This is a genomic window from Arthrobacter sp. M2012083 (genome assembly GCF_000281065.1).
Taxonomy (GTDB): domain Bacteria; phylum Actinomycetota; class Actinomycetes; order Actinomycetales; family Micrococcaceae; genus Arthrobacter.
The window spans coordinates 94,272-105,995 of sequence record NZ_AKKK01000029.1; the positions used below are offsets into that span (position 1 = coordinate 94,272).

The window sequence follows — 11,724 nt, forward strand, 5'->3', positions numbered from 1 at the left end:
TCCCGGCAAAGTAATGGCAACCACGGCTACCGGCTCGAAGGGCAAGGCGAAGGTCAAGGCCGCCTCCAAGACGACGGCGAAATCCACCACCAAAGCCAAGAACGCAGTGGGTTTCCCTACCCTTGACGTCGAACGATCCTTCTTGTCCTCCGGAGTGCGCTTATTGGCCGGCGTGGATGAGGTTGGGCGGGGAGCCTTGGCTGGTCCCGTGAGTGTGGGCATTGCCGTGGTCAACCTCGAAAGCCACGGCTTGTTGGCAGACGTCCGGGACAGCAAACTGCTCAAACCTGAGGATCGCGACAGGCTGGAACCACTGGTTCGGGAGTGGGCCGTGGCCTCCGCCGTTGGTCACGCATCGTCCCGGGAGATTGACCAGGTCGGCATCATCGCGGCGCTCCGTTTGGCAGGAACCCGTGCCTGGTTCGAGATCCTGGCTGGTGGCGTTACGCCGGATGCTGTGCTGCTTGATGGCAGCCATAACTGGTTGTCGCCCGAGGTTCAGGCCTCTCTCTTCGAAACACCCGACTCAGGACCTTGGTGCGAAGCGCCTGTCCATACCAGGGTGAAGGCCGACATGAGTTGCCTCAGCGTTGCAGCGGCCAGTGTTCTGGCCAAAGTCGCCCGGGACCGCATCATGGTGGATCTGCACTCGGAAATTCCTGCCTACGGCTGGAACGAGAACAAGGGCTACGCCACCTCTGCCCACCGGGACGTGATCCGGCTGCACGGCCCAAGCGCGCACCACCGGACAAGCTGGAACCTCACTGGGCCGGAGCTCCCCTGACGTTGTCCTGAGCGGTGCTGCCGGCTCCCATGGCGCGGGCCGCCCGGCTGATAGTGCAAGATGGAACTATGAGCGCCGAGGACCTTGAGAACTATGAAACCGACATGGAGCTTCAGCTCTACCGCGAGTACCGGGATGTTGTCGGTCTGTTCAGTTATGTAGTGGAAACCGAGCGGCGGTTCTACTTGGCTAACCACGTGGACCTGCAGGCGCGCAGCGCGGACGGTGAAGTCTATTTTGACTTGACACTGCAGGATGCCTGGGTTTGGGACGTTTACCGCTCGGCCCGCTTCGTGAAGAACGTCCGGGTGATCACCTTCAAGGACGTCAACGTAGAAGAGTTGCCGCGAAACGAGGAGCTGGCCCTGCCGAAGGATGGCGGACTCGGGGATTTGGGAGATCTCGGCAACTAGCGCCTGCCTCTGGCGGGAGTAGTCCTCCACAGAACCCATTTGGCCACGTTTACCCACATAGCTTCATAGGCCCCTGCCGCCGCCCTCCGCCAGCCTGAAAGCTGGTGAGCGGAGGTGGTGGTCATGAGACCCAAAGACCTGCTTGGCCGAAACGGTGAAGCGCTGGCGGCCGATTTTCTGGAAAACCAGGGAATGCGGATCGTCGATCGCAATTGGCGGTGTCCGGACGGCGAGATAGACATCGTGGCAATCGAGGGTGACACCCTGGTTATTGCCGAAGTGAAAACCCGCAGGAGCCTGGCTTACGGGCATCCTTTTGAGGCGGTGGACGCGGCCAAGCTGGCCCGTCTCCATCGGCTCTCCACGGCATGGTGCCGGGAGCACGAGCTCCCTGCCCCCAGGAGGCGCGTTGATGTCGTCTCCGTGATTGATAGCGGCGTCGGCGAGCCGCAGCTGGAGCATCTGCGGGGTGTTGGCTGATGGGCGTCGGGCGAAGCTACTGCGTTGCCCTGGTAGGGCTTAACGGCTACATCGTGGAGGTTGAGGCGGACATCGGCCAAACTCTCCCGAACTTCGTGATCCTGGGGCTCCCTGACGCTTCCTTGAATGAGGCGAAGGAACGCATTCGATCTGCGGCGCAGAATTCGGGGATTCCCCTGAGCAGGCGAAAGATCACGGCCAACCTGATTCCGGCATCCCTCCCCAAGAGGGGCTCTGGATTCGATCTCGCCATCACCATGGCTGTACTCCGCGCCGCCAACGACATCCGTGAAATTGGTGGGACCGTCTTCATCGCGGAGCTCGGCCTGGATGGCAGATTGAGGCCGGTACGGGGCATACTTCCGGCCGTGATGGCCGCTGTCCAGGCTGGCTATCCGGATATTGTGGTGGCCGACGCCAACGCCGTGGAGGCCGCCCTGGTGCCCGGCGCGAAGGTTCGCGGATACAAAACGCTCGCTCGGCTTGCCTTCGACTTTGGCGCCGATCCTAAGGACCTGGCCCTCGATTACAACCCCTTGGACGCCGAGGTTCCTGACGAGGACGAGGACGTGCCGACCACGGTGCCGGACCTATGTGATGTATCGGGGCAGGGCGAGGCGCGACGTGCCTTGGAGGTAGCTGCCGCCGGGGGTCACCACATGCTGCTGACCGGGCCCCCGGGGGCCGGCAAGACCATGCTGGCTGAGCGTTTGCCGGGCTTGCTCCCGGATTTAGCCGATACAGCAGCAATGGAAGTTACGGCCATCCGATCGTTGGCCGCTGTCCAGTCGTCTACGGTGCGGCTCGTGCGCAGGCCGCCCTTCGAAAATCCCCACCACAGTGCCACTGCCGCCGCCATCATCGGTGGAGGCTCAGGGCTTCCGCGGCCCGGGGCGGCGTCGCGTGCACATCGCGGCGTGTTGTTCCTGGACGAAGCTCCGGAGTATGAGCGCCGGGTACTGGATGCCCTTCGTCAACCGTTGGAGAGCGGAGAGCTGGTCATACACCGCTCAGCGGGAACCGCAGCATATCCGGCAAGGTTTCAGCTCATCCTCGCCGCAAACCCCTGCCCATGCGGAAAAGCATCCGGCAAAGGCATGGACTGCACTTGCACGGCCATGATGCGGCGTAGGTATCTCGGACGAATCTCAGGACCGCTGTTGGACCGCGTGGATATTCAATTGCAGGTTGAGCGGGTGTCCTTGGCCGACTTCGGCCATGCGGGAGAAGAAGAAGATACCCACATTGTTGCGGGACGTGTGCTGGCGGCCAGGAAACGCCAACTCGAGCGTCTACTGGCCATGGGGCTTGAAACGAATTCCCAAGTGCCGGGGCGAACCTTGCGGGGGGAATTGCGGCTGCCTCCCGGGACCACCCGGATTCTGGACACTGCGCTGGAACGGGGCACCCTCACTGCCCGCGGCTACGACCGCGTCCTCCGGCTGGCATGGACGCTGGCAGATCTCGCACACAGCGATGCGCCGGACGTGGATCACATAGGCCAGGCACTGGGCCTGCGCCAAGCTGCAGCCGCGACATGACAAGCACCGATACGAAGGGAGTCACCGCAGTGGCCGACTTGGGAAAGCAACAGAAGGAACGCATAGCCAGGGCAGCATTGGCCCGGCTCATGGAACCTCAGGATTCCGTAGGACTCGCACTGGTGAGGGCAGTAGGCGCCCTGGACGCCTTGGGTGTTGCAAGCGGCGAGTTGAAAACAGGCCCAAACCTGGAACAGGAGATCTCGTCCTTGCTTGTTGAAGGAGGAGGAGCGTCGTCGTGGGCGGGGCTGCCGGCAAGCCTTCGTCGATGGGCGCCGCGCGTCGCCGACCTTGCGCCGGACCGCGACTTGGAGACCATGCGCCGAATGGGTGGGAGATTGATCATCCCCGGTGATGACTTATGGCCCGAGCAGTTGGAAGACCTGGGTCTCCAGGAGCCGCTTTGTTTATGGTGGCGGGGAAAGGAGCAGCAGTTGCCCTCTGCTCGCCAAACCATCGCACTCGTGGGTTCCAGGGACAGCACAAACTACGGAGCATCTGCAACGGGAGATCTCGCTTACGGTTTGGCGCAGCGGGGATATACCGTGGTCTCCGGTGGAGCCTATGGCATCGACGCCCACGCACATCGCGGAGCCTTGAGCGGCGGAGTCGCCGGCGTGCCCACCATCGCCGTCATGGCAGGAGGCGTGGACCGTTTCTACCCGTCGGGTAACGAGGACCTTCTTCGCGCAGTGTCCATGCAAGGCGCTGTCATCTCCGAGGTGCCACCTGGATCCGCCCCCACCCGTTACAGGTTCCTTCAACGGAACCGGATCATTGCCGCCTTGGCATCAGTGACGGTGGTGGTGGAGGCGCGCTGGAGATCGGGCGCCCTGAACACAGCTCACCATGCTGAATCCATTGGAAGGGTTGTTGCTGCTGTCCCGGGTTCCATCCATAGTGCCAACTCGGCAGGCTGTCACCGCCTACTCCGGGATGGAGGAGCAGTCTGTGTCACCGACGTTGGCGAAATTGCCGAACTTGCCGGCGCCATAGGAGAAGTAACGAGCGAGGAAAAGGACTCGGGGGCGGTGCACGATGGCCTGTCTTTGGAGGATCTCATTCTTCTGGACGCACTGCCTCTCCGGTCCACCAGCTCGGTGGAGAAGCTGACTATGGTGGCAGGACTGAGCGCTGATTCCGTGCGGGCCGGCCTGGGTCGGCTGGGGGTGCTGGGATTGGCTAGTTCCGAACGCGGTGCCTGGAAGCGAACCAAAACTTCTTAGCCCAATAACAGAAGCATGTTGGTACACCTTGTTTGCACTGGTGGCTGGCACAGTGGGAAGGGTGGACGGACAATCACTACCAGCAGCCCTTCAAGATGCAGTCGATGGCTTTCGGCGGTATTTGGAGGGCGAACGTGCCAGGTCTGCGCACACAGTCCGTGCCTACCTTGCCGATGTGGAGAGTCTCCTTGGCTTTGCCGTGCAGGAAGGAATCCAGGAACTAGGACAATTGGAGTTGGGCTCCCTGCGTCGCTGGCTCGGCGCGCAGAGTGAGGCCGGCATGGCCCGGGCCACCTTGGCACGCCGAGCCGCAACCGCCAGGTCGTTCACAGGCTGGGCGCTCCGGGAGGAACTTATCAGGACGGACCCCGCGGTCCGTCTGCAGGCACCCAAGCGGGACAAGTCCTTGCCCGGAGTCCTTCAGCAACAGCAGGTCTCCCGGATGGTGGATGACCTGAACACTGCAGCCGCCGACGGGGGCGCCATGGCTTTGCGCAACAGGGCCATGGTGGAACTCTTGTATGCGACGGGGGTCCGCGTCGGGGAACTAGCGGGGCTCGATATGGATGACCTTGATCCTGATCGTCGTACCCTCCGCGTGCTGGGTAAGGGCAACAAGGAACGCACTGTTCCCTTCGGCGTACCCGCGGCCGTGGCCGTGGACGATTGGCTTAGACGGGGCCGTCCGGCTGTGGTAACAGCCACGAGCGGACCCGCCTTGTTCCTGGGCGTGCGTGGCAACCGCGTTGATCCCCGCCAAATCCGAGCAGTGGTCAGCGAACTGCTGCAGGCGCTGGGAGACACCTCCGCCACAGGGCCGCACGCGCTCAGGCACAGCGCGGCCACCCATCTGCTGGATGGCGGAGCAGACCTGCGGGCTGTGCAGGAAATTCTTGGTCACAGCAGCCTGGCAACCACTCAAATCTATACCCACGTATCCGTGGACAGGCTCCGGAAGAGCTACCAACAAGCGCACCCGAGGGCGTGAGCATGACCTCTCGAGTACCGCACTGGCGGAAACGGGCAGCGTACGGCAAAATGAAAGCACCACGGGGAAACCTTCAATTCACGGTTGAGGGTTAGATCTGTGTCAATATCGTCTGTAGTACTAAAACTGAATAGCCTGTCAGGGCCCGCATGAGCTTCATGGCATCCGGCAGCAACAGCAAAACATCCAGGCAGAGGTCGTTGGGGAAGACGTACCTACAGCTATGGAGGATGGAATGTCTGTTGCAACAACCCGCGGTGTCTTGTTCGTGCACTCGGCCCCGACGGCGCTTTGCCCGCACGTTGAATGGGCCATCGGATCGGTCGTGGATAAGCGAACCGATCTTGAGTGGACCCCTCAACCAGCCGCGCCGGGAATGTTCCGGGCTGAGTTGTCGTGGACCGGGACGCCCGGTACCGGAGCGCAATTGGCATCGGCCCTGAGGGGTTGGGCCCACTTGCGCTACGAGGTGACCGAGGAACCCAGCCAAGGGGTGGATGGAGCGCGTTGGTCGCACACCCCTGAGCTGGGTATTTTCCATGCCGTCACCGATGTGCACGGCAACATCATGGTGACCGAAGACCGCATCCGCTACGCCTATGAGTCCGGCGCAGGGGATCCCTCGGCGGTCTACCATGAGCTCTCACTAGCTCTCGGTGAAGCGTGGGATGAGGAACTCGAGCCCTTCCGCCATGCAGCTGAAGGTGCTCCCGTGCGCTGGTTGCACCAGGTCGGCTAGCTGTAGTCCACTTAACGGCTCAGATTCAAAAGCGTCTCCCATAGCAATGAGAAGGGCCCCACCTGCTGGTGGGGCCCTTCTCATGTCCCTTGAACGGGGCGGTATAAAGCGGACTTAGACGTTCCGGACGGCGATGACGGCATTGTGACCGCCGAAGCCGAAGGAGTTGCTCAGCGCCACGATGTCGCCACTGGGCAAGTCACGGGCGGACGTCACAACATCGAGGGGGATCTCGGGATCCTGGTTTTCGAGGTTGATGGTGACTGGTGCTTTGCGCTCGTAGACGGCCAGGACGGTCAGTACAGCCTCCACGGCCCCTGAGGCACCCAGGAGGTGGCCCATTTGCGACTTCGTGGCGGAGACCGCCACATTGTCTACGTGGGTCCCCAGGGCGGCGCGCAGAGCCGTGTACTCGGGCTTATCGCCTACAGGAGTCGAGGTGGCGTGCGCGTTGACGTGGACCACGTCCTCCGCCTGGATCCGCCCATCGAACATGGCAGCCTTCAGTGCACGGGTGGCGCCCAGGCCCTCCGGGTCCGGCGCTGTGATGTGGTAAGCGTCCGCCGTCACAGACGTTCCGGCGAGCTCGGCGTAAATCCGCGCACCACGGGCGATGGCGTGCTCTTCGGCTTCCAGTACCAGTGCACCGGCACCTTCACCCATAACGAACCCGTCGCGATCGATGTCGTACGGGCGCGAGGCACGCTCCGGCTCGTCATTGCGGCGGGACAGGGCCTGCATGGAGGAGAAGGCGGCCAACGGCATCGGGTGGATTGCAGCTTCAGCGCCACCGCACACTACAACGTCCGCCTTGCCGGAGCGGATCAGCTCCAAGCCGAGGTGGAGGGCTTCGGTTCCGGACGCACAAGCCGAAACGGGAGTGTGCGCTCCGGCGCGGGCGCCGAGGTCGAGGCTCACGGCCGCTGCAACGCCATTGGGCATGAGCATGGGGACGGTCATTGGCAGGACCCTGCGGGGGCCCTTGTCCCTGAGCGTGTCCCAGGCGTCAAGGAGCGTCCAGACTCCGCCGATGCCTGTGGCGAATGCCACGGCGAGCCGGTCGTGGTCGATTTCTTCAATCCCGGCGTCGGACCAAGCCTCACGGGCTGCGATGACACCAAACTGCGTGGAGGGGTCCATGCGCTTTGCCTCAACGCGGCTCAGGACCTCAAGTGCCGGCGTCGAGCACCGGGCAGCAAAGTGGACGGGGAGGTCGTACTTGGCCACCCACTCGTCACCGAGCGTACGGGCGCCGGAGACCCCTTTCAGCGCGTTCTGCCACATTGTGGGTACGTCGCCGCCGATGGGAGTGGTGGCCCCCAGACCGGTTATGACTACTTTGCGTGCCATGCGATCACTCTCTGTCGGATAGCCGTCCCGCAAGCGCGGTTCACAGGGGGAGGCAAGAAAATCTATGGGTGTTACTGCGGCTGTGCCGGGCGCAAGGATAGGATTCCTGGCCCGGCACAGCTGGTGTCAGGACTAGGCCTGTGCGTTGGCGATGAAGCTGACGGCGTCGCCGACGGTCTTGAGGTTCTTGACCTCTTCGTCCGGGATGCGAACGCCGAACTTCTCTTCAGCGTTGACGACGATGGTCATCATCGAGATGGAGTCGATGTCCAGGTCCTCGGTGAAGGACTTGTCCAGCTCGACTGCTTCGGTTGCAAGGCCTGTTTCTTCGTTGACGATTTCAGCCAGGCCGGCCAGGATCTCTTCGTTGCTAGCCATTTTTGGCTCCTTTTCTTGTTGTACCGGCTACCGCCGGAAAGGGGGCAAACCGCGGGTTGCGGCTTGGGTTTGTAAGTCGTATTCAGTTGGCTGGTGGTAGCCGGGACGAGTCCCGGTCTACGGCAGAACCACTACTTGGGCGCCAAAGACGAGTCCGGCACCGAAACCGATCTGCAGTGCCAGGCCGCCGCTAAGCTCAGGGTTCTCCTGAAGCAAGCGGTGCGTTGCCAAGGGGATGGATGCCGCCGACGTGTTTCCCGCCTGGGCGATGTCGCGGCCGATGACAACGGATTCGGGAAGCTTGAGCTTCTTCACCATCTCGTCGATGATGCGCATGTTCGCCTGGTGGGGAACGAAGGCAGCGAGATCGCTGGCTTCGATGCCTGCGGCATCCAGGGCCTGCTGGGCAACCTTGGCCATTTCCCAGACTGCCCACCGGAACACCGTCTGGCCGTCCTGACGCAGGGTCGGCCAGACGTCCTGGGTGGCTGACAGAATGGCGGGGTCGTCGATTTCGTCGGAGTGGCGGGCGGATTCGCCCAGTTTCTTGACGTCCTCAAGCGAGTGGGTCATACCGATGGCGTCCCACTTGCTGCCGTCCGAGCCCCAGACCGAAGGACCGATGCCGGGGGTGTCCGACGGGCCGACCACCACAGCACCTGCGCCGTCACCGAGCAGGAAGGAGATGGTCCGTTCGTGGTTGTCGATGACGTCCGAGAGTTTCTCGGCACCAACGACGAGTACGTACTCGGCAGCGCCGGACCGGACAAGGGCATCGGCCTGGGCCACGCCGTAGCAGTATCCGGCGCAGGCGGCCGAGATGTCGAAGGCGGGTGCCGGCGTCGCGCCCAAACGGTCGGTGAGCGCAGCGGCAGCCGACGGCGTCGCGTAGGGGTGTGTCACGGTGGACACGATGACGGCTCCCAGTTGGGACGCTTCAATTCCCGCCTGCTTGATTGCCTCACGAGCAGCGCCTTCGGCCATATCGATCACGCTGACATCCGCGGCTGCACGATGACGGGTGATGATGCCGGTGCGCTGGCGGATCCACTCGTCCGAGGAGTCGATCCACTGGCAGACGTCGTCGTTGGTGACGATGACGTCCGGTCGGTAGGCGCCGATGCCCAGGATGCGTGCGTTCTCGTTGACAGCAGCCTTGTTGAGTACTGGAGTGCTCATGCCTGCCCCTCCAATTCAGCAAAGAGTGCGAGAGCCGCGGAGAGATCCTCCGGGGTTTTGACGGCGACCGTCTTCACGCCCGGCATGCCGCGCTTGGCGAGTCCGGCGAGCGTGCCTGCAGGGGCAAGTTCGATCACACCGGTGACGCCGCGCTCAACGAGCGTTTCCATGCACCGATCCCAGCGGACAGGGCGTGAGACCTGGGCGATCAGGCTTTCGACGGCGGCAGGCCCTGCCGTTACTTCCTTGCCGTCGTAGTTCGACAACAGCGGAACAGCCGGGTTTTGGGGTGACAGGGACGGCTTGAGGGCCTCAAGGGCGCTGACCGCCGGTGCCATATGGGAAGTGTGGAAAGCGCCGGCCACCTTGAGGGGTATGACGCGTGCCTTCGCGGGCGGGTTTTCCGCCAAAGCCTTGAGCTGTTCGAACGTGCCCGCGGCTACGGTTTGTCCGGCTCCGTTGACATTGGCTGGAGTGGCGCCCGCGGCCTCAATGGCCGAGAGGACCTCAGCGGGGTCTCCGCCCACAACTGCGCTCATCCCCGTGGGCGTCACGGCAGCTGCCGCGGCCATGCTGTTGGCGCGCTCCCGAACGAAGGTCATGGCCTCGGACTCGGTAAGGACGCCCGCGAGGGCTGAGGCCGTGATTTCGCCGACCGAGTGACCGGCCAGGATGACGGGAAGGGTGCTGAGTTCGACATCGAACAAGGACTTGGCAGCAACCAGGCCGGCGGCGACGATCAATGGCTGCGCTACGGCAGTGTCCTTGATGGTCTCTTCATCCGAGGTGGTTCCGTGGGCCTTGAGGTCAATGCCTGCGATTTCGCTCAGTGCGGCCAATTGGCCTTCGACGGAGGGGAGTTCCAGCCAAGGGGCCAAAAATCCGGGGGTCTGGGAGCCCTGTCCAGGGCAGACGATTGCAAGCACGTATCCAGCTTTCCAAATTGCCACGTGATCCACTGGTGTTTTGGTACACCAAGCTCACTGGGTCAGTTTGTAGGAAGTCTACAACGGTTCAGTTCTGGGAACGTGACGCGTGACGTTCGGCAGCGGCTTTTGGTTGGGCTGAAAGGCGGCCCACCACCAACGCCGTTTGCAGCACAAACGCCTCCCTGGGGAGGAGCGGATCCCAGCCTGTCACATCGCAGACACGCTTCAAACGGTAGCGCACGGTGTTGGCATGGACGAAGAGTTCGCGCGCCGTGGCTTCCAGTGAGTGGCCGAGCTCCAAGTACGTGCCCAGGGTCTCCACAAGCCCGTTTGAGGCCGCGAGCAGGGGCCTGTAAATGTTCTTGATCAGTGACCTTCGTGCGGCGTCATCACCTGAAACGACACGCTCGGGGAGGAGGTCGTCTGCAGCAACAGGCCGTGGCGCGGAAGGCCATGCACGGGCTGCGGTCAGCCCTGCGAACGCCGCCTGGGCGGAACTGCTCGCCTCAAGCAAGGAGCCTGCTTCCGGGCCGTAAACCACAGCCCCCGGTGCAAAGAGCTCACTGAGCTTGACATAGGCTGTGTCGCGGTCCTGCACCCCGCCAAGGATCAAAATGAGCCGATCGCCCTGGATTCCCACGAGTGCATCCTCGGCGAAGCGCCCGGCGGTACGGCGAAGTTCGCTGACATAGCTGGCGCTAGGCTCCGACGGCGAATTTCCGACCATTACGGTGAATCGCTCCTGCGCTTTCCAGCCAAGGGCTGCGATCCTGGACCTTAACGCATCGGTGTTCTCGCCTCGTAGAATCGCGTCAACGATCAACGCTTCCAGGCGTGTATCCCAGGAGCCGCGGGATTCCGCAGCCCGCGCATAAACATCTGCGGCTGCGAAAGCCACCTCCCTCGAATAGCGCAGTACGGCCTCCCGGAGCGACGGCTGGTCCGATTCCGGGGCGATCACAGGAACCTGGTCCTCCACGACTTCCACCACGATGCGGATCAGTTGCAGGGCCTTTTGCAGGCTAATGGAACGAGTCAGTTCCGTGGGCGCGTTGCCAAAGACGTCCGTGAGGATCCACGACGGCGAACTGGGCCGTTCGTACCACGTCACGAAGGCGGCGATGCCGTTCTGGGCCACCAGGCCCAACGCCGAGCGTTCATCGGAGCTCAGGCGGCCATACCAAGGCAGTGATTTCTCGAGCTGCCTCATGGTGCTGGTGGACAGCTGGCCCACGTTGGCGCGGAGTTGCCGCAGGGTTTCAGCCTTTTCGGGTGACAATGCCTGGGGCGCTGCCTTGCGCTTGGTGGTGGTTTTGCTTGGCTCTGCCATGGAACGAGCATACGGCCCATCACGGGCAAGCTCCATTTGTGAGAAGGCTACAACTCATGTTGTTGCTGGTCACGTCCCCGCCACATATGTCCCAACCCGCTTAACGCCCGACGGCGGCCCCCACCTTCCGGTGAAAGCCGCCGTCGCGGATGTTGCTGTTAGTGCTTTTGCCGCAGGTTACCCGCCGAACAGTTAGGCGTCGCCGCCTGCTCCGCCGGTGGTGCCGGCGTTGACGTCCAGAAGCCGGTACTTTTCGATCGCCTTTTCCAGCGCGCCTGCTTCAACCTCTCCCTTGGCGGCAAGGAGTTGGAGGGTTTTGGCGACGATGGAGTGGGTGTCGTTTTTGAAGTAGCGGCGTGCGGCTTGGCGGGTGTCGGAGAAGCCGAA

At 62.8% G+C, this 11,724-nt stretch carries 13 protein-coding genes; 7 read left to right on the forward strand and 6 right to left on the reverse strand.

From position 1 onward, the window contains the following. Positions 1–13 precede the first annotated feature (13 nt). The 7 genes from rnhB to A477_RS0114345 all read left to right on the forward strand — a co-directional run bounded on the left by rnhB (position 14) and on the right by A477_RS0114345 (position 6,171). Positions 14–784: a ribonuclease HII gene (gene rnhB / locus A477_RS0114315; protein WP_017199652.1), complete on the forward strand. Its 771-nt coding sequence runs from the start codon at positions 14–16 to the stop codon at positions 782–784. 68 nt (positions 785–852) lie between these two features. Beyond that, on the forward strand, positions 853–1,197 hold the full coding sequence (locus A477_RS0114320; RefSeq protein WP_026005632.1) for a DUF2469 domain-containing protein: 345 nt from the start codon (positions 853–855) through the stop codon (positions 1,195–1,197). 114 nt (positions 1,198–1,311) lie between these two features. Then, the gene (locus A477_RS0114325) at positions 1,312–1,677 is read left to right on the forward strand and encodes a YraN family protein (protein WP_017199654.1); all 366 of its coding nucleotides are present in this window, start codon (positions 1,312–1,314) and stop codon (positions 1,675–1,677) included. Continuing rightward, on the forward strand, positions 1,677–3,218 hold the full coding sequence (locus A477_RS0114330) for a YifB family Mg chelatase-like AAA ATPase (protein WP_017199655.1): 1,542 nt from the start codon (positions 1,677–1,679) through the stop codon (positions 3,216–3,218). Before A477_RS0114325 ends, A477_RS0114330 begins: the two co-directional genes overlap by 1 nt. Beyond that, positions 3,215–4,444, forward strand: coding sequence for a DNA-processing protein DprA (dprA, locus tag A477_RS0114335; RefSeq protein ID WP_017199656.1), 1,230 nt, complete (start codon positions 3,215–3,217; stop codon positions 4,442–4,444). The genes A477_RS0114330 and dprA overlap by 4 nt, the downstream gene beginning before the upstream one ends. Before the next feature lie 61 nt (positions 4,445–4,505). Then, on the forward strand, positions 4,506–5,432 hold the full coding sequence (locus A477_RS0114340; RefSeq protein ID WP_026005635.1) for a tyrosine recombinase XerC: 927 nt from the start codon (positions 4,506–4,508) through the stop codon (positions 5,430–5,432). A gap of 235 nt (positions 5,433–5,667) precedes the next feature. Continuing rightward, positions 5,668–6,171, forward strand: a complete 504-nt coding sequence (locus A477_RS0114345; protein WP_026005636.1) for a DUF3145 domain-containing protein — start codon at positions 5,668–5,670, stop codon at positions 6,169–6,171. A gap of 114 nt (positions 6,172–6,285) precedes the next feature. Here A477_RS0114345 and A477_RS0114350 read toward each other — a convergent pair whose 3' ends face one another. The 6 genes from A477_RS0114350 to A477_RS0114375 form a co-directional block, all read right to left on the reverse strand. Next, the gene (locus A477_RS0114350) at positions 6,286–7,521 is read right to left on the reverse strand and encodes a beta-ketoacyl-[acyl-carrier-protein] synthase family protein (protein WP_026005637.1); all 1,236 of its coding nucleotides are present in this window, start codon (positions 7,519–7,521) and stop codon (positions 6,286–6,288) included. Positions 7,522–7,653: 132 nt separating this feature from the next. Next, complete coding sequence (locus tag A477_RS0114355; protein ID WP_011692310.1) at positions 7,654–7,899, reverse strand: acyl carrier protein; 246 nt, start codon at positions 7,897–7,899, stop codon at positions 7,654–7,656. Positions 7,900–8,016: 117 nt separating this feature from the next. Further along, positions 8,017–9,078 (reverse strand): beta-ketoacyl-ACP synthase III, encoded by a 1,062-nt coding sequence (locus A477_RS0114360; RefSeq protein WP_017199660.1) that lies wholly within the window; start codon positions 9,076–9,078, stop codon positions 8,017–8,019. Further along, positions 9,075–10,004: an ACP S-malonyltransferase gene (locus tag A477_RS0114365; protein ID WP_026005638.1), complete on the reverse strand. Its 930-nt coding sequence runs from the start codon at positions 10,002–10,004 to the stop codon at positions 9,075–9,077. The genes A477_RS0114360 and A477_RS0114365 overlap by 4 nt, the downstream gene beginning before the upstream one ends. Before the next feature lie 88 nt (positions 10,005–10,092). Next, complete coding sequence (locus A477_RS0114370; protein WP_017199662.1) at positions 10,093–11,337, reverse strand: PucR family transcriptional regulator; 1,245 nt, start codon at positions 11,335–11,337, stop codon at positions 10,093–10,095. A 192-nt stretch (positions 11,338–11,529) separates the two neighbouring features. Continuing rightward, positions 11,530–11,724: hypothetical protein (locus tag A477_RS0114375; protein WP_026005639.1), on the reverse strand; the 195-nt coding region annotated here is incomplete at its 5' end.

Bases quoted from the DNA above. Each gene is read 5' to 3' on its own strand.
- dprA (WP_017199656.1), top strand. From the start codon at position 3,215: ATGACAAGCACCGATACGAAGGGAGTCACCGCAGTGGCCGACTTGGGA.
- A477_RS0114350 (WP_026005637.1), bottom strand. From the start codon at position 7,521: ATGGCACGCAAAGTAGTCATAACCGGTCTGGGGGCCACCACTCCCATC.
- A477_RS0114370 (WP_017199662.1), bottom strand. From the start codon at position 11,337: ATGGCAGAGCCAAGCAAAACCACCACCAAGCGCAAGGCAGCGCCCCAG.
- A477_RS0114345 (WP_026005636.1), top strand. From the start codon at position 5,668: ATGTCTGTTGCAACAACCCGCGGTGTCTTGTTCGTGCACTCGGCCCCG.
- A477_RS0114355 (WP_011692310.1), bottom strand. From the start codon at position 7,899: ATGGCTAGCAACGAAGAGATCCTGGCCGGCCTGGCTGAAATCGTCAAC.
- rnhB (WP_017199652.1), top strand. From the start codon at position 14: ATGGCAACCACGGCTACCGGCTCGAAGGGCAAGGCGAAGGTCAAGGCC.
- A477_RS0114320 (WP_026005632.1), top strand. From the start codon at position 853: ATGAGCGCCGAGGACCTTGAGAACTATGAAACCGACATGGAGCTTCAG.
- A477_RS0114330 (WP_017199655.1), top strand. From the start codon at position 1,677: ATGGGCGTCGGGCGAAGCTACTGCGTTGCCCTGGTAGGGCTTAACGGC.
- A477_RS0114360 (WP_017199660.1), bottom strand. From the start codon at position 9,078: ATGAGCACTCCAGTACTCAACAAGGCTGCTGTCAACGAGAACGCACGC.